This window comes from Roseburia sp. CLA-AA-H209 (assembly GCF_020687575.1).
GTDB classification, from domain to species: Bacteria; Bacillota; Clostridia; order Lachnospirales; family Lachnospiraceae; genus Roseburia_C; species Roseburia_C amylophila.
Genome location: NZ_JAJEQU010000010.1, coordinates 42,070 through 60,155 on the forward strand (window position 1 = coordinate 42,070; position 18,086 = coordinate 60,155).

The 18,086-nt window shown below is 40.0% G+C and carries 17 protein-coding genes and 2 pseudogenes; 3 read left to right on the forward strand and 16 right to left on the reverse strand.

The window, feature by feature from the left end; all coding sequences use genetic code 11:
• Positions 1-14 precede the first annotated feature (14 nt).
• From LKD41_RS10340 to LKD41_RS10370, 7 genes are all read right to left on the reverse strand, one after another.
• Complete coding sequence (locus LKD41_RS10340) at positions 15-299, reverse strand: ACT domain-containing protein (RefSeq protein ID WP_022244074.1); 285 nt, start codon at positions 297-299, stop codon at positions 15-17.
• Between the two features lie 35 nt (positions 300-334).
• Complete coding sequence (locus LKD41_RS10345) at positions 335-1,132, reverse strand: MBL fold metallo-hydrolase (RefSeq protein WP_227701123.1); 798 nt, start codon at positions 1,130-1,132, stop codon at positions 335-337.
• Between the two features lie 20 nt (positions 1,133-1,152).
• On the reverse strand, positions 1,153-3,324 hold the full coding sequence (locus LKD41_RS10350) for a cell division FtsA domain-containing protein (protein ID WP_227701124.1): 2,172 nt from the start codon (positions 3,322-3,324) through the stop codon (positions 1,153-1,155).
• A complete protein-coding gene (coaE, locus tag LKD41_RS10355; RefSeq protein WP_227701125.1) occupies positions 3,317-3,931 on the reverse strand; it encodes a dephospho-CoA kinase in 615 nt (204 codons plus the stop codon). The genes LKD41_RS10350 and coaE overlap by 8 nt, the downstream gene beginning before the upstream one ends.
• Positions 3,932-3,946: 15 nt before the next feature.
• Positions 3,947-6,583, reverse strand: a complete 2,637-nt coding sequence (polA, locus tag LKD41_RS10360) for a DNA polymerase I (protein WP_227701126.1) — start codon at positions 6,581-6,583, stop codon at positions 3,947-3,949.
• A 6-nt stretch (positions 6,584-6,589) separates the two neighbouring features.
• Positions 6,590-7,057, reverse strand: a complete 468-nt coding sequence (locus tag LKD41_RS10365) for an acyl-CoA thioesterase (protein ID WP_022244069.1) — start codon at positions 7,055-7,057, stop codon at positions 6,590-6,592.
• A 90-nt stretch (positions 7,058-7,147) separates the two neighbouring features.
• The gene (locus tag LKD41_RS10370; protein WP_227701127.1) at positions 7,148-7,651 is read right to left on the reverse strand and encodes a cysteine hydrolase family protein; all 504 of its coding nucleotides are present in this window, start codon (positions 7,649-7,651) and stop codon (positions 7,148-7,150) included.
• A 116-nt stretch (positions 7,652-7,767) separates the two neighbouring features.
• Between LKD41_RS10370 and LKD41_RS10375 the strand changes: the two genes are divergently transcribed.
• Both LKD41_RS10375 and LKD41_RS10380 read left to right on the forward strand, forming a co-directional pair.
• Complete coding sequence (locus tag LKD41_RS10375; RefSeq protein ID WP_227701128.1) at positions 7,768-7,950, forward strand: DUF6774 domain-containing protein; 183 nt, start codon at positions 7,768-7,770, stop codon at positions 7,948-7,950.
• Positions 7,951-8,497: 547 nt separating this feature from the next.
• A pseudogene (locus tag LKD41_RS10380) lies at positions 8,498-8,623 on the forward strand (DUF6061 family protein); the annotation flags it as partial.
• A gap of 143 nt (positions 8,624-8,766) precedes the next feature.
• Here LKD41_RS10380 and LKD41_RS10385 read toward each other — a convergent pair.
• The 5 genes from LKD41_RS10385 to LKD41_RS10405 form a co-directional block, all read right to left on the reverse strand.
• Entirely contained in the window at positions 8,767-9,729 is a 963-nt protein-coding gene (locus tag LKD41_RS10385) for a carbohydrate kinase family protein (protein WP_227701129.1), read from the reverse strand.
• Entirely contained in the window at positions 9,713-11,077 is a 1,365-nt protein-coding gene (locus LKD41_RS10390) for an MFS transporter (RefSeq protein ID WP_227701130.1), read from the reverse strand. Before LKD41_RS10390 ends, LKD41_RS10385 begins: the two co-directional genes overlap by 17 nt.
• An 18-nt stretch (positions 11,078-11,095) precedes the next feature.
• A complete protein-coding gene (locus LKD41_RS10395) occupies positions 11,096-11,488 on the reverse strand; it encodes a VOC family protein (protein WP_117841973.1) in 393 nt (130 codons plus the stop codon).
• 9 nt (positions 11,489-11,497) lie between these two features.
• Entirely contained in the window at positions 11,498-12,526 is a 1,029-nt protein-coding gene (locus LKD41_RS10400) for a zinc-dependent alcohol dehydrogenase (RefSeq protein ID WP_227701131.1), read from the reverse strand.
• A 252-nt stretch (positions 12,527-12,778) separates the two neighbouring features.
• The gene (locus LKD41_RS10405) at positions 12,779-13,987 is read right to left on the reverse strand and encodes an ROK family transcriptional regulator (RefSeq protein ID WP_331470915.1); all 1,209 of its coding nucleotides are present in this window, start codon (positions 13,985-13,987) and stop codon (positions 12,779-12,781) included.
• Between the two features lies 1 nt (position 13,988).
• Between LKD41_RS10405 and LKD41_RS16060 the strand changes: the two genes are divergently transcribed.
• The gene (locus LKD41_RS16060) at positions 13,989-14,141 is read left to right on the forward strand and encodes a DUF6774 domain-containing protein (protein WP_431978800.1); all 153 of its coding nucleotides are present in this window, start codon (positions 13,989-13,991) and stop codon (positions 14,139-14,141) included.
• 583 nt (positions 14,142-14,724) lie between these two features.
• Here the strand turns inward: LKD41_RS16060 and LKD41_RS10415 are convergent.
• The 4 genes and pseudogenes from LKD41_RS10415 to LKD41_RS10430 form a co-directional block, all read right to left on the reverse strand.
• A pseudogene (locus LKD41_RS10415) lies at positions 14,725-14,820 on the reverse strand (cytidylate kinase family protein); the annotation flags it as partial.
• A 13-nt stretch (positions 14,821-14,833) separates the two neighbouring features.
• A complete protein-coding gene (locus LKD41_RS10420) occupies positions 14,834-16,222 on the reverse strand; it encodes an MATE family efflux transporter (RefSeq protein ID WP_227701133.1) in 1,389 nt (462 codons plus the stop codon).
• 230 nt (positions 16,223-16,452) lie between these two features.
• On the reverse strand, positions 16,453-16,647 hold the full coding sequence (locus LKD41_RS10425) for a hypothetical protein (RefSeq protein ID WP_227701134.1): 195 nt from the start codon (positions 16,645-16,647) through the stop codon (positions 16,453-16,455).
• 1 nt (position 16,648) lies between these two features.
• Complete coding sequence (locus tag LKD41_RS10430; RefSeq protein WP_227701135.1) at positions 16,649-17,902, reverse strand: ATP-binding protein; 1,254 nt, start codon at positions 17,900-17,902, stop codon at positions 16,649-16,651.
• Positions 17,903-18,086: the final 184 nt, after the last annotated feature.

An 18,086-nucleotide genomic window follows, 5' to 3' on the forward strand; every position in this document is an offset into this window, starting at 1 on the left:
TTATGTAAGTCGTATTAAATTCTGTGCATCATATCAAAGATTTCTTCTCTCTGACATTTGATGGTAACACCGATTTCCTCACCTAATTTTTCCAGTGCTGCAGAACACTCAGCAAATGGTGTTTTGGATGTATTTAAATCAACAATCATCATCATATTGAAGAATCCGTCAATGATAGTCTGTGAAATATCCAGTACATTGATATGCTGTTCTGATAAATAAGTACAAACTTTTGCGATAATTCCTACAGTATCTTTTCCTACTACAGTAATAATTGTCTTGCTCTGTGTCTTTTCCATTTTGTTCTCCTCTTATTTTTGCTTTCTTAATATTCTTAAATCCGGATAAGCTCAGACACTTCGTCCCGCTTTGCTACCTGGATTGGAAAATCATTTCCGTGGTACGGGTTCTCACCCTGTTCTACTTCCTGGCGCACTGTCTCATATGCCAGTTCTGCCAGATTATTTTCCTTGCTCAGATGCCCCAATACTACTTTTTTAAACTTATCATGCAGAAGCTGCCCTAAAAATTGTCCACTGCTCTCATTGGAAAGATGTCCTCTGTCCCCTAATATCCGCTGTTTCAGGGGATAAGGATAACTGCCCACCTGAAGCATACGCACATCATGATTTGCTTCTAACAATAATACATCTAAATCCTGCAGCTTGTCTATAAGATAATTGTCATATTTCCCCAAATCGGTAATGACCGCCATCTTTTTATCTGACTGTTTCATGATGTATGCCACCGGATTTGCGGCATCATGGGAAATGGATACCGGCTCCACCGTAATATCTCCAACCTGAAATTCCACTCCGGCTTCGATAGGATGAAACAATGTCTCATCTACTTTTCCCACGCTGGAAATCCCTTTGACTGCCTCAATGGTCTCTGCCGTGGCATAGATTGGAATTCCATATTTTCTTGCTACCACGCCAAGACCGGAAATGTGGTCTGAATGTTCGTGGGTCACAAGCAGTGCCTGCATTTCCGCGGTTTTCAAACCGATACTGTTTAATCCTGCTTCAATGCGCTTTCCACTGATTCCGGCATCAATCATCAGATGGCTGCTTTCTGTTCCTGCGTAGATACAGTTTCCACTGCTTCCACTTGCAATACTGCATAATTCCATTTTCTTATGTCTCTTTCTATTTAGTAATTCTCTTTCCAGTACACTTCAATTTTATCGCCATCCTGCAATACCTGTGTATACTGGGCATCCATGCCATTAATTAAAGTTACAATTGCTCTTCCATGGGATGCTGACAAATCAAAATCAATATAATCAAAAATATCCACGAATACATATTCTTCTTTGCCACTTAAAGTAATTTCCTGATTGTTTGCAATAATATGTAATTCTTTGCTTTCCGGCTCTGTCGGTTTCTGCACCGGTGCATCGGCTGCTGCTTCTGCTGCAGAATCTGTATTCGTTTCAACTGCCGGCTCATGAACTTCAGCTGCACTGTCTGTGCTTTCTTCCGTTGAAGTTTCTTCTTCCGGTCCGGCATCAAATCTGTGGTCTGCCTGTCCATAGGAAATATGACGTTCACCGCTTTCATAGGCAGAAGCACTCCATTCGATTTCAAAGTTCTCATAGCAAAGGGAACCCATATCTGCCGGTTTTCCATTTAAGATAATTCCGGCTTCTTCATCAATCCGCACATCCATAAACTCTGCCAGCTGTCCAATGGTATAGAAGTTTCTGGTTTCGATTTCGTCCCCTTCCTGAATAACATAATTAGAAGGTTCAAGGCTTCCATTGACCTGAACAAATTTCGGGCAGGTAATATTGATGCCATTGACCTGGAAGGTAATGGTGGAGGATGTATATTCATCTAACTGTTCAATCGTAGATACGGCTTCTTTTCCAATGGTAGAAGCTTCTATGGTAATCTCGGAATTCGGAACCAGTGGTGTATTGATGCTGACTACTCTTCCGTCCACTTTAACAATGGCAGATTCTCCCGGTTCTCCACGGACGATTCTCGGCTTGCCATTTACGGTAAACTCTACTGCCTTGCCCCGTCTTGGGAACAGTGCTTCATTCGGGAAGCCCGCCTGCAATGCTGCATCCACAATGGTAAGATGGCTGTTATCATAAAGCTTTAAGCGTTCTCCGTTAAACCGGACCATAATGAAATTATTCTTCTGGTCATAATAATTAAGACAGATTCCAATCGGCGTTACCAGTAATGGGTCTTTCTTAATCTCTTCCTGTGCAAAATGAACCTCTTTTAAAACTTCTTCTCCACGTAATGCCACACGTTCTCTTGGAATTTCAAGCTTGTCTGCAAGCATTTCCGTAAATCCGTGGATTTTGCCGCCGCCGCCAACTACGAAGGCTGCGCTGACCGATTTATCACCATTTAACTCTTTGATTTTCTCTGCCACCTCGGTAGTAATCTTATCTACCGTATCATGGGTTAAATCCCAGATTTCTTCGGATGGAATCGTATGGGTAATGCTCATGATATCGGTAAATTCCACTTCATCTGCCATACCGGATGTCAGCTTCATATGTTCTGCCATATTAAAATCCACCAGATAATGCTGTACAATTAATTCGGTCAGCTCATCTCCGGCATAAGGAATCATGCCATATGCAATAATGCTTCCGTCTCTGGTGACACAGATGTCGGATGTTCCGGCTCCCACATCAACCAGTGCAATATTTAACATTCGAAAGGCCTCTGGAATTGCTACGTTGATTGCAGCAATAGGCTCCAAAGTCAGATTGGCAACATTTAATCCAGCCTGCCCTACTGCGGAATACAGACCATCTACAACGTCCTCCGGCAGGAAGGTTACGATAACATCCTCCGAAATTTTCTCTGCCTTATGTCCTTCTATATTGGAAAAGACTTCATCATTGATATAATATTTTACAACAGAATATCCCACACAGTAAAATTTGTAACGGGTATCATTCCTCTCTTTTAAAATCTGCTGGGCATGGTCTACTCCCAGTAAATCCAGAGTATGTATATGTTCTGCAGTTACTACGGTCTCTTCTGCGAATTCATATTCCACGCTGGTGGTCACGGTTTTCAGTACACGGCCAGCGGCAGCAATGCAGACATCGGTAAGCTTTGCCTCTAACTGCCCTTCTAATTCTGCCTTTACTTCTGCAATTGTTCTGCCTACTCTTCCGATGTCATGAATCTGACCATCCAGCATAGCTCTGGTTTCATGCTCTTTCATATACTGGGCTGCCACATAGAAGTCTTTGCCTTCCCGATATCCAACTGTTCCAACTACGTTTCTTGTTCCGATATCCAAGCCAAATACAAATTGATTTGCATTCTGTTCTGCATTATCCATTGGTATTTTCTCCCTCATTCTCTATTATCGTTCTTACCTGTGCAATGGTTTCTTCCGTCGTACCATTATTATCAATTACCACTTTGCAATGTCTGCGGTATTCGTTCTCGCAAAGCTGGCTTTCAAACATTTCACTGATTTTTTCATCACTGTAGCCTCTCGACCGCTTCAGCCTTGCTCTGCGATTTTCCTCTGAAGTATAAATATACCATAATTCATCGCAAATTTCATCATAATGTTCTTCGATTAATAATGCCGCTTCCAATACAAGATAACGAAGCCTGCCTTCTTCCTTTTCCTGCTCTAATACATGGAGCACATATTCCTTTACTGCCGGATGCAAAATCTCATTCATTCCATTCCGCCTGGCTTCATCCTTGAAAATAATGGCTGCCGCCTTCGGACGGTTCATCTTCCCCTTTTCATCAAAAACATCTGTTCCCGCAAACAGCTCCTGCAATTTTTCGTTACAGGACTGTCCCGGCTCAGAAAGTTCTCTTGCGATATCATCCGCCAGCATTACTTTCGTATCTTCTCTGCCGGCAAGGTATTTTAATATTTCTGTTTTTCCGGCTCCTACGCCTCCGGTAATTCCGATAAATTTCATAATTTCTGCCTTATCCTATTTTGCTTCGTACCAGTTATTTCCGGCATGCATATCTACCTCTAAGGTTACCGCAAGGTCTGCTGCATGAAGCATTTCTTCTTTCAAAATCTTCTCTACCTGCTGCTGTTCTTCTTTACAGGTCTCAACCAAAAGTTCGTCATGTACCTGTAAAATCAGTTTTGATTTCAAGCCTTCCTCTTTCAGGCGGTCATGCACATGAATCATGGCTGTTTTAATAATATCTGCTGCAGAACCCTGAATCGGTGCATTCATTGCCACACGTTCTCCAAAGGAACGCTGCATGAAATTACTGGAGGATAACTCCGGCACCGGTCTTCTTCTGCCAAACATTGTTGTGACATAGCCTTTTGTCTTGCCATCCTCTACCAGTCCGTCTAAGAATGTCTTGATTCCCGGATAGGTTTCAAAATAGCTCTTAATATACTGTTCTGCTTCTTTTCTTGTAATACTTAAATCCTGACTTAATCCGAAGGAACTGATTCCATAGACAATACCAAAGTTTACCGCCTTTGCATTTCTTCGCTGCAGTGGTGTTACTTCTTCGAACGGCACATGAAATACCTTGGATGCAGTAATCGCATGAATATCTTCTGCATGCTTATATGCATCAATCAGATTTTTATCTCCTGACATATGTGCCAGCAGACGAAGCTCTATCTGGGAATAATCCGCATCTAAGAATACATAACCTTCTCTCGGTAAAAACACTTTACGAATCAGCCGTCCCAATTCCATCCGGATTGGAATGTTCTGTAAATTCGGGTCTGTACTGCTTAAACGTCCGGTGGCTGTTATGGTCTGCTGGAATGTACTGTGAATCCGTCCATCCTCTGCAATAAATGCAGCCAGTCCGTCGGCATATGTGGATTTTAATTTGGTCAGCTGACGGTACTCTAATATTTTTGATACAATCGGATAATCCGGTGCCAGCTTTTCCAGTACATCTGCTGCAGTAGAATATCCGGTCTTGGTCTTCTTGCCATTTGGCATCTGCAATTTTTCAAAAAGAATCACACCAAGCTGTTTTGGTGAATTGATATTAAAGGTCTCACCGGCTTCTTCATAGATTTCTTTTTCAATTTTATCTATGGATACTGCAAGATTCTCTCCATATTCTTTTAAGGCATCTGCATCAATAGCAATGCCTTCCTTTTCCATATCAGATAAGGTATATACCAGCGGCATTTCTATTTTATCAAAGAGTTCTTTCATGCCCTCTTCTTCTAACTGCTTTGCCAGCGGCTCTTTTGCCATTAAATTAATATATGCCTGATAACATGCCATTTTCAAGAATTCTTCCGGCTTTTCTTCCGATGATGTGACAAAATCTTTCTTTCCAAGATAATCCTCTTTCGATGGCACCATCAAATCAAGATAGTCTTTTGCAATATCTTCATAAGCATAGTCATTTTTCAATGGATTTAATAAATAAGCTGCTATTTTCACATCAAAAATATGACTCTTTTCATCGGCTTCTATCCATTTAAGCTGTGGTTTTAAATCAAAGGTGCGAATCTCTGTGCCTGCTGCAAGAAGCTGTCTGCTCTGTTCGAATAGATACTGCTCTGTCACAAATCCCGCAACCGGAATATATGCCACATCTTCTTTTGTGCATGCAACTGCAAATCCAAGCACAACATCCTTTTCATAAATCAACTGGACTCCTGCTGCCTGCTGCTTCTTTGCCTTTGCAAAAAAATCTTCTACCCCAGCAAAATCCTCGATTCGTTTAAAGTTTTCCTCTCCGGTATTTACCGGTGTGTCCACTTCAAACCGTTTCAAAAGATTCTTAAATTCCAGACGCTTACACATCATATAAGCTTCCGGTGTATATAAATTGCCAATTCTTGCTTCGTTGATATCATATGGGATGTCTGCATCTATCTTAATGGTAGCCAGTGTCTTACTCAACTGTGCCATATCATAATGCTCTTTTAACATCTCTTTCGCACGGTTTGGCTTAATCTCTTCTACATGGGCATACGCATTTTCAATGCTGCCATATGCCACAATCAGGTTCGTTGCTGTCTTTTCGCCGATTCCCGGTACACCCGGAATATTATCTGCGGTATCGCCCATCAGCGCCTTTACATCAATAAACTGCAATGGTGTAACCTGATATTTTTCCAATACCTCTTTGGTATTATAATCTTCGATTTCCGTTCCGGTCCGCCTGGTCTTTGGAATCCGGATCTTAATATGGTCACTGGCAAGCTGCAATAAGTCCCGGTCTCCGGACACTACAGACACTTCATAGCCTGCTGCTTCACTGCGCTTTGCTATGGTTCCCAATAGGTCGTCTGCTTCTAAGCCTTCTTTTTCAATTACCGTAACTCCCATGGCACGCAGCATTTCTTTCATCAGCGGTACCTGCTGCCGCAATTCTTCTGCCATCGGTTTTCTCGTTCCCTTGTATGCATCAAACATCTTATGACGGAATGTTGGTGCATGCACATCAAAAGCAACCGTAAGATACTCCGGCTGCTCTTCCTCTAATATTTTAAATAAAATGTTTAAGAAACCATATACTGCATTGGTATGAAGTCCCTCTGCATTGGTCAAATCCGGTAATCCAAAAAATGCCCGGTTTAATATACTGTGTCCATCGATCAGAACTAATTTTTCGCTCATCTTGTCCTAACTTTCCTCATCCATCATCTGGAAGAATTTTGTATCTATTTCAGGGTATGACCGTTTCAAGGAAATCGGCTTGCCACTACGATTTAAGAAGCAGTGCTCACTGGCTGCAATGGTACGGAGTTCTCCGGTCTCTTTGTCTGTCATACGATAACGGACACTGAGTTTGATTCCATTGTAACCTGCAATGGCTGTTTCAATAACAACAGTATCTCCGAATCGCACCATGCTCTTATATTCACACTGTACAGAAAGCACCGGACTGATAATTTCCTGGTCTTCCATCTGTTTATAGCTGAAGCCCATCTGATCCATCAAGTCCATGCGTGCCTCTTCCATCCAACGGATATAATTGGAGTGATGCACAATCCCCATCTGGTCTGTCTCATAATATTTTACATTATGCTCATACGGTTTTACCTTAATTGGTGTTACTCCATGATAAATATCAACTCTTGTATCCTTCATATCTGTCACCTTCCTTACGAAACGATTATACTCAAAAAACGAACGACGTTCAAGCGTCGGAGGGATTCTTTTGGAATTATTCCGCCTTTTCTACTCTCCAATTACATGAATCTGACACATTTTCATAGTGGTAAGCGCTGCCTCATGGGATTCCGGCGTCACTCCGGCACAACATGTAGCATCTACCGTAATCTCTACATCCGGAAATTCTGCTTTCAAAATCAGGGCATTGGATACCACACAGATATCCGTACAAAGACCGCATAATTCTATTTCTTCAAAGTTTCTCTCCGACCAGTGTGTCCATCCAAAGGTCGGTTTATTAATATAGCTGCATCCCGGCACCTCTAAACCTTCTGCAATTTTCCAGCCCTTTGTGCCTTCGATGCAATGTTCCACCGGAAGCTTCTTTCCCTCCGGTGTGTTAAGATAATCTGACTGATGGGTATCCCGGGTAAAAATGATCTCGTCCCCGCGCTCCTGATACTCTTTGATTTTCTCTTTTACCTTCGGTACAATTGCCTGCGCTTCCCTGGTTCCAAGTGAACCATCGATAAAGTCATTCTGCATATCTACTACAATCAGTGTTTTCATATTTGATTCCTTTCATTCCTTTTTACAAATGATTATCCTGAAGTTATTTTCTTTTATTATACACATTTTCTCTGACAGTTGCATAACATATCATAAATATCTTATGGTCAACCGCTATGTCAAACTGTGCAAATCTTTTTTACCTCTCCACAATTTCCTGCCAGTTGTCCGAATGCCTGTCGACCGATGAGCTTACGCTTCTTGCCGCAGACCTGGTGGTATTAAGTGATATGCTCGCAAATCTTGCCGCCCGGAAATCAATCTGTGAGCCTGCTGCTTCTACGGAAGATGTACCATAACTTACCTACCGGACTTGCCACCGGCAGCCTCTTTCGGATACCTGACAAAAAAATGCAGAGAAGTATCTCTATAAACTACTTCTCTGCATTCTTTTATAATGTCTTTGCGAAACAAATGATTCTATTGTACTGCTAAATTTGCCAGTATTTCTAAATTCTGTTTTTCTGCTTTTCGTACCATATTGTTCCTCCAAACTGGAATTGAGATTTCACCTGTTTTAAGAGATTTAATAACTGTTATATTTTGTTATTAAATTCTCCGCAAACCCTTGAAAATACTGAATTTATCGCAGGTGAGTTTTCCCTTATTGTTTCCCTTGTATTATATCATCGCACCAGTGTTTACGAACTCTGATAAGGGCAAATACAAGGGCACAAGAGGTCCAGTGGACCTCTGCTCTGTGCCGACCGAAGCGGCAGCGGAGACCAAGAAATCTGATAACACATTATAACACAAAATGAAAGTGACATGGTGAACTGATTGAAATGCTTCTGATTTTTGTAACAAATGATTGATTGAATGATAAGGAGATAAAATACGACGAGAATAATATTTGCAGAATACAATCCACAGCTTAATAGTATTGATGTTTATATATCTGCTGGCTATATGCTCCGCATTGATTGTTGGGAATCAGAAAAGCATTTAAAGACTACACCAGAATCAGACTGTACATGGGGCGAAGAACACAGGGAATAAAACTTATCGTAATTTACATAAAATACAGGCAGGAGCAAATATCGAAAGTTGTCCTGCTTATATTTTTGTTAAAAATAGGGGCGTTTTTATAGCCCCAATTTTGTCATATACATTCATTATTTCTGCATAAATTCAAACACTGCTTCTTTTGTCGGAATCGCAGGGATGCCACCTCTCTTTTGCACACACAATCCAGCGACTGCATTTCCCAAAACAGCACATTCTCTGATTTCTTCCCATTCAATGTTTTCAATGGACTTATTCATAGAAAGAATCCCGCATAATACGCCTCCCAAGAATGAATCACCTGCCCCAGTCGTGTCGACCGCATGTGTCTGAAATGCTTTGATGATTTCTTTTCTGCTTTTTGTTGCCATAAGAACACCCTGTTCTCCCAATGTAATGGCTACCAGCTTTGGTCCCATAGCAAGGAGTTGGTCTGCGGCCTGCTCATAACTTTCGGCCTCTGTCAACAGGATACTCTCTTCATCCGATACCTTCATGACATCTACCAGTTCTATGACAGATTTCATTTTTTTCACTGCACACTCTTTGTTCTTCCAAAGAGACGGGCGGTAATTTGGATCATAGGAAATAAGTACACCCGCTGCTTTTGCCATTTTTACCGCTTCGATCGTTGCGCTTTCTGCAGGTTCATCTGTTAGCGATAATGATCCAAAATGAAAAATTCTACATCCGGAAATTAACGCCTGATCCAGTTCTTCTTTTTTTAACTGTGTATCTGCCCCCGGTTTTCTTGCAAAAGAAAAATTCCGTTCTCCATTTTCACCTATTTCCACAAATGCCAGTGTTGTAAAATAATCCGGATCTTCGACGATAGCATCTGTATTGATTCCTTCCTTTTGCAATGTCTTCTTTAAAAATTTACCATGCATATCGTTTCCAACTTTTCCAATAAAAGATGTGCAATACCCGAAGTGGCTTGCAACGGTCAGAAGATTTGCCGGAGCACCGCCTGGATTCTGCTCAAACAGTTTCCTTCCATCCTGACTGTATCCTGCTTCCGTAAAATCGATCAGCAATTCTCCCAATGCCACAATATCAACCTTTTCTTCCATTTTTCAGTTCCTCCACAATCTCGTTATAACGTTTTTTATTTAGCCGATAGAAAAATAATACAACTGCCGTCACAATCCAGAGCACACCCGGAATCGTAGTAAATGCATGTTTCATAATTGAAAGTACAATTGCATTTTGTGTCTGATTTGCAATATAACCATATTTTCCAAGTAATCCTGCTAAAAGTGCTGTTCCAACTGCCATTCCGATTTTATTTCCAAGTGAAATAAATGCATACTGAAAACCATCATTTCTAAGTCCGGTTTTCCACTCCCCATATTCCACACAGTCTGGAATAATTGCATAGATTGCAGTATTAAATCCAGAGAAGAAAAACTGTGTCAGACCAGATAAAGCATAAAAAATAGCCGGTGATTCTTTGGCATTAAAGAAAAACATAGACAACATGGAAATTCCTGTAAATAAAGCAAAGAGAGATGCTGTTCTTCCTTTGTTATTCAACTTGCGGAATAATGGTTGAAAACAGGCTGCCCCGATGATAGAAGGAATAATGATGCACATCGAATAAGTTGTGTAGTAGGAGGCATTCCCTTCCACATATGTAAAGTAATACAGAATATCTGCGTTTCTACCATACAGTGTAAATCCAAATAATATCTGTCCTGCCAATGCAAGAAGATATGGTCTGTTCTGCACAACCGCTTTCAACTGAACCTTTACAGAAATTTTTTCTTTTTCCGGAGTAATCACTGCCTCTTTCGTCTTCGCAAAGCAGAAGAAATGACAGGCTGTAAAAATACATCCATATATGACCGCAACCGTCAGATATCCTGTCTTTGCACTATGACTGCCGAATTTGCTGAGCAGTGGAACTGTGATAATATTTAACACACCAATTGCAATCATCGCTGCAACCGAACGGGATGTATTTATTTTTGCACGTTCATCAATATCCTGTGTCATAGCACCACACAAGGTTCCATATGGAATATTCACACAGGTATACCCCAAAACCAGCAGACAATATGTAATTACCATATAAATAATCTTTCCATTCTGCGGCCAGTCGGGTCTTGCCCAGAATGTCATAACAAGAAGAATCGCTGTGATTGGTGCCGCTACTAACAACCATGGACGGTACCGTCCCCATCTCGATTTTGTTTTATCTGTAAGTCCCCCGACGATTGGATCATTGATTGCATCCCAGAATCTTGAAAAAAGCATAAGTGCTGACACAGCCGCCATACTGATTCCGAACACGTCTGTATAAAATATCATCAGAAAATTACTGACAAACATCCAGCTGAAATTACATCCAACATCACCAAACCCATATGCAATCTTACTGATCAGCGGTACTTTTCCATTTTTGTTTTCGCTTCCCATATGTCCCTCCTGTTTTTATCAGAGTTTCTGACAGAACTCTATTCTTTCCTCATTTGGTCCCTTAATCATAAAAAACTTCACACCATTTTCCCAAAATGGCAGTTCTTCGATTCCGTCTGTGATAACTGTGTATTTTTCATTGCAGATTTTCTGATATATACTCTCAATGTCTTCCACATCAAGAGCAACATGCTGGTATGCACCGTCTGACATTGCCGCCTGCCCATTTTCAAAAGTCTCTATACAGTAATTTTTTATCTGTAAAAATGCCACTTTTTCCCCTGCTTTTTCATTATAAGTCTGCATAATTACTTCAAATCCAAGACCCCTATAAAACTCAACTGTTTTCTGTAAATCGTTTGTCGGAAGCCCGACATGGGCAACTCCGACAATTCCATATTTATTTTCCATACGAACTCCTTACTTTTCACTGACGTTGATAATTACTTTCATCGTTGTCTCGCGGTTATCATCAATATACTGGTATGCCTTCAGATAATCTTTAAAAGCAAATGTCTTTGAGATGAGCGGTTTCAAATGAACTTTGCCCTCATTTACCAATCTGATTCCATCTATATAATCATCATGGCGGTACATCATCGTGCTCTTAATGTCAAGTTCGTGGTCATTTGCCACTGCAAGATCTACTTCTGCCATTCCTGCAAAAACTGCCACCAGTACAATCGTGCTTCCTTTTCTTGCATATTTAATTGCCTGTCCCATTGTGATATTGTTTCCGGCACAGTCGTAGATCACATCCGCCTTGTCCGGTCCAAATGCTTCGAGCATTGCCGCACCGAAGTCTTTATTTTTGGTATTCACACACACATCAATTCCACATTCTTTTGCCTTTGCCAGTCTAAGATCACTGATATCTGTGATCATCACTTTCGCTGCTCCCATTCCTTTTGCTGCCTGTGCTACAAGATTTCCGATCGGTCCCGCTCCAAGGACTGCAATATTCATGCCAGCCACATCGCCCATCTGTTTTACACCATGAACTGCCACAGCAAGAGGTTCGATCATAGCTCCTTCTTCATAGGACATATCTTCTGGAATAGGTGTTACTTTAGATGCATCCACTGCAAAATACTCAGATGCTGTTCCTGTCGTTTGAAATCCCATTACTTTTAATTCCTCACAGAGATTATACTTTCCATGACGGCATGGATAGCAGTGTCCACAATATACCTGTGGCTCTATCGTCACCTTCTGTCCAACATGAAACTCTGTGACATTTTTTCCAAGTTCTATAATCTCACCGGAAACCTCATGTCCTTGTGTTACCGGATATTTTGTAAACGGATGTTTTCCATGATAAACATGAATATCTGATCCACAGACACCAATATTCATAATCTTTACCAAAACCTGATTTTCCTTTACCTCCGGAACCGGAACCTCTCTGAAAATAATTTCTCCTGGATTTGTCATTACCTGCTGTAACATAATTGCTTCCTCCTTTTTTATATTGTTTTATTTTATGTTTTATTAAATGTTTTATTAAAGTAATTACATTATTATCCTTTAAACATATTTTGTCAATATATTTCTCTCAATTTTACGCATTGCACAATTTGCAGATATGCTTTTTGTATATATTTTCTAATCAACGCACAAAAAAACGGAAAGAAAACCTCACTTACCGTTTCCTTTCCGTTTTTTTGCTCACACTTCACTCTGTTTTCACACTATAATAATTTATATTTCCATCATATGTTCCGCAAAAAAATATTTCGCAGCTCCAACAGCCGACGCTTCTTTCCTGTACGAACAGTTCTTCAGGTATGAAACATCATGTTCAAAACCATTATATGCCATCACTTTTTCTCCCAAAGGTATCATATAATCTGAGAGTACACCTCCGACATCGCCCCCCAGTATGATATCCATATCATATGCCATCCGTAGATTTGATATCAAAACAGCAAGATGATCCAGATACTCATTCCATATCTGTAAAACCTTTTTATCTCCACTTTCAAGATTTTCCATAAATGCATCCAGCGACTGCCTGTTATCTTCCGTCAGTACACTTGCAGCACAATATGCATCCGCGCATCCTGATTTACCACAATAACATTTTTTTCCACCGGGAACAAGTATCATATGACCAAACTCTCCTGCTTTCTGGTTTTGTCCGCGATACAACTTTCCATCTATGCAGAAAGCACCGCCTAATGTATGATTCAAAGACAGATATATCGCATTGGGATACTTCTGCTTTTTTTCTGCAAGCATGGCTGCATTGGCATCATTTTCAAAATACACCGGCATTCCCACAGCCTGCTCTAAAAAGCGGAGACTATAGTTCTCTATCCCTAACGCGTGGGATTTTAAAACAATCCGTTCTTTCTGATCGATAATTCCCGGGATCGCAATACCAATTCCAAGCAGTGTCTCCTTCGCAGGCTCGTCTGCCAGAAAAGTTTCAACCTTTTGTGCCACCTCTGTACAGTAGGATAATTCTGCCGTAAATTTTAAACGGATGCGGTCTTTTTTTACGATCTCATCTCCAAGATTTACCAGTACCATTTCGATATGATTCGCAGTGATCAAAAGCCCCATTGCATGACAATATGACTTATTAATTCCTATACTTTTTGCCTTTCGTCCGCCTGTCGACGCATACTCGCCCACTTCTTCTAACAGTCTTTTCTCCAACAGGTCATTTACGTTTGCTAACACAGTCGGCATACTCAGATTTAATTCTTTCGCGAGCTCCGCTTTGGACATAACCGGATGATTCAGCACATAATTGATAATTTTTTTTCTTGCTATATTTCTTTTATCTTTATTTTCCGTTTTTCTGTCCTCTTTTATTAAATATTTTATAAAAGAATTATATGCTTTTTTCTTCTGTTTGTAAAGGGACGATCCGTTAACGCTAAATATCTTATGGACAACCACTATGTCAAACTGTACAAATCTTTTTTACCTCTCCACAATTTCCTTCCAGTTGTCCGAATGCCTGTCGACCGATGAGCTTACGCTTCTTGCCGCAGACCTAGTGGTATTAAGTGATATGCTTGCAAATCTTGCCGCCCGAAAATCAGCCCTTTGATATGCTATTCTTGCTGTTCCATTTTTTACATATATCGTACCGCATTTTATAAAACCATTCTTTTCAATCAGCCTTTGCATAGTTTTATTATCCGCATGAGTATCAACCCTGATATTTAAAGAAATCTTTTTACAATAGTTTAAAGCACACGGGAACAAGCCATGTACCTGACCATCTCCGGCAAGCCTGTGAATCGTCAGATATGGTTCTTCATTCAGCCAGTTACCGCCCTCAATATGCTTATAAGTAGGTTCTGTACCATCAAACACCGAAAATACCCCATGGATTCCATCCTTGTCATATATTACCTTACATGCATTTTTATCAATATCAGATTTTATCAGATCTGCATCCGGGTAAAAATGTCCCCACTGAGTCGGATTTCCGGACTTTATCATATAATCCTGTGCATATCTGTAAATTTTCATAATTTGCTCTAAATCTGCCATTTCAGCATTTTTCACATTCAGCATGCCTTTTATTTACCTCCACATTTTTCTTATGTTACCCAATTCTTCTGTCGTCAAGCAGCTACTCTTCCTCTGTATCATACTTCACTTTCCAGAAAAAGAAAAGGTACTGCAAAAAATACAGTACCAAGTTTTTTTGCCACTTCTTCCCCGATAAATCGACCGCCGCTTCCAAACTCTCTGCTGATTGTAATGATTCTTTTTGCCATAGCTGACTCCTCCTTAACTTAAACTTTCCACTTTATTCTTCCGGATTCTCTTTAAAAATACATATCCCACAAGGCATGCAGCAATCTCTGTTATCGGGAATGCCCACCAGATTAAGGAAACGCCCATCTGTCCGCTTCTGACCAAACTGGAGAAAACACCTGCCAGTGGCAATATGATGACAAGCTGTCTGAGCAGTGAAATCACAAGCGATTCCATGCCGCCATCCAGAGCCTGATAAATTCCCTGATATGCTACATTGATTCCGGCAAAAATAAAGCTGATAGAAATAATTCTCATGGCTCCGATAAAATATTCTCTTGACTGTCCTGCATTAAATAAAGTTGCAAAAGCCCCCGGGAAAATTTCTGTAATTGCCACACCCATAATCATAAGCACAATCGTATAAATTAAGCCATATCTAATTCCATCCTGAATTCTCTTTTTACTATGCATTCCGTATGCAAATGCAATAATCGGCGTGATTGCATCTCTAAGTCCAAAGGCAAGGAAGAGTACAAACTGCTGTACTTTATAGAACAATCCATATGCGGTCTGAGCCGAAGGACTGAATTTTAAAATCAGATTCATCACATAAACCATAATAGACATAAGCGCCTGTCCAATAATTGCCGGAAGTCCGATTGCATAGATTTCCCTGATAATTCTGCCCTCTGGTTTCATAAGCTTTACACCATGCTCAAATTCCTTATTTAATTTTACATGGAAAATAAATAACAATGCTGCTGATACCACCTGTCCGATTACGGTTGCATAGGCTGCACCCTCTACTCCCATTTCAGGAACCGGTCCGATGCCATAAATCATAATTGGGTCAAGAATAATATTTACCACTGCTCCCACAACCTGACCAATTGTTGAATAAATGGAACGCCCGGTTGCCTGTAACAGTTTCTCAAATAGTGAGAAGGAAATAATTCCAAAAGAAATCACACAGCATATTCTTAAATAGCTTGTTCCCATTGCAATGACTTCCGCATCAATGGTCTGGGATGAGAGGTATGCTTTTACCCCAAACATTCCAAACAGCAGACATACTGCATAAATAATCACTCCAAGAAATAAACTGTTTCCTGCAACTTTTGCAGCTTTTTTACTTTTTCCCTCTCCCAGTGTTCTCGCGAGAAGTGCATTGGTTCCCACACCGGTTCCGATTCCCACTGCTACCATAAGCATCTGAACCGGAAATACCAGTGTAAGTGCATTAAGTGCAGCCTCACTTCCTGATTTCATGTTTCCTACAAAGGCACTGTCTACAATGTTATAAACCGCCTGCAATGCCATAGATAAAATCATCGGTATTCCCATCTGCACCATAAGCTTATTCACCGGCATCTCTTTCATCTTGTTAGGCATTTCCTTCATCTTATTACTTTCTGCCATCTTAACTTAATCCTCCTTTTTCCATCTGCAGAAGCTGCCACTGGCAGCTTCTTACGGATATTTGGCAATATAAAAAGTGCGTACCTATCTTATAAGTTGGACTTACGCTGATAAGCTACACACTTTTTCATTGCATTATAAAATTACAAAAACGAGCAGCAAAACTGGATTTACGCAATTTTGCTACTCGTTCAGAAGTCATTATATTTTTCTTTTTGGAAAAAGTCAAATTATTTTTCTCTCGTTTTATACTCATCCCATTTTCCACCATATATGCAATTTTCAACGTAAGCCATCATACGATTGTGTAAAATGGTCATATTATACATATCATCTTCTTCATTAGAATACACAACCGTTGCCATTTCTCTGCCTCCTAACTTTATATCCATATTTCTATATCGGAATATATTATCTCCTTCCATACTAAAACTCCAAACTATCCTCATTGAGCAGAAAATATTTCATGCCCATGATCACAAAGCCTTCCTCATTTCTCCAAGGCTTTTTTGTTCCATTTACTATAACAATCTTCTTAAATGAATCCGGAATATTTCGGAGTGAATTAAGTTCCTGTGTTTGCTTTTCCTCAGAAGTCATATCATAAGCCACCTGAATGTAATATCTCTGACTGCCCTGGTTTACTACAAAATCAACCTCTAGCTGCTTATGAACTCTCTTTCCGTCACTATTCTTTGCAAATACATCCACAATACCAACATCTACATTGTAGCCACGCACAAGCAACTCATTATAAACAATGTTTTCCATAATATGAGTCGGCTCCTGCTGTCTGAAGTTTAGTCTGGCATTTCTAAGTCCTATATCCGAAAAATAGTATTTCAGATTGGCTCCTACATATTTTCTCCCCTTAATATCATACCGGTCCGCTTTAGAAATCAAAAATGCCTCTGCCAAATAATCAATATGATTGGATATAGTTTTATTGCTGTAATTGATACCTCTCTCACATTTGAAAGTATTTGATATTTTTGTTGGATTGGTAGGTGCTCCTATGGCAGAAGCAAGAATGTCCACCAAAGTTCCAATCTCATCAACATTTTGAATTTTGTTTCGCTCTACCACATCCTTGATATAAACATTGGTAAAAATATTTTTAAGATACTCAGCCTTCTGGCGTTCTACAGAAAATTGTGCCACTTGTGGTAAACCACCATATATCATATATTCTTCCCAAGCATCATCATAATCTCCATCATAAGCCGCATAGAACTCTGCAAAAGACAACGGATAAATTCTTATCTCATCTCCTCTGCCTCTAAATTCAGTTACAATGTCACTAGATAAAAATTTAGAATTACTGCCGGTTACATACACATCAATGTTACTGATACGAAGCAAACTGTTCAGCACTTCCTCAAATCGTGGCATAAACTGTACTTCGTCCAAGAGCAGATAATACTTCCGGTCATCTTCCACCCGCTCTTTAATATGCTGATAACACTTCTTTGGATCTCTCAGTTCCTCATTTTCAATGCCATCTAAAGCAATCTCAATGATGTGATCATTATCTATGCCACTCTCCAGTAAATACTTCTTAAACAACACAAATAACAGGAATGATTTGCCGCATCTCCTGATTCCTGTGATAATCTTAATCATTCCGTTATCTTTTCTTATCTTTAACTGTTCAAGGTATAAATCTCTCTTAATCTCCATAGTGTCACTCCTTATTTTTGTGCATTGCACGAATTTTGGTAATGTTATTTTACCACTAAATTATTTTCACTTCAATAGCCATTACTATTTTTTGTGCATTTGCACTTTTTTATGTAATGATTATAGATAATATGCAAAAAGGATACCTACACCATGTCCTGTAACACGATATAAGTATCCCTTT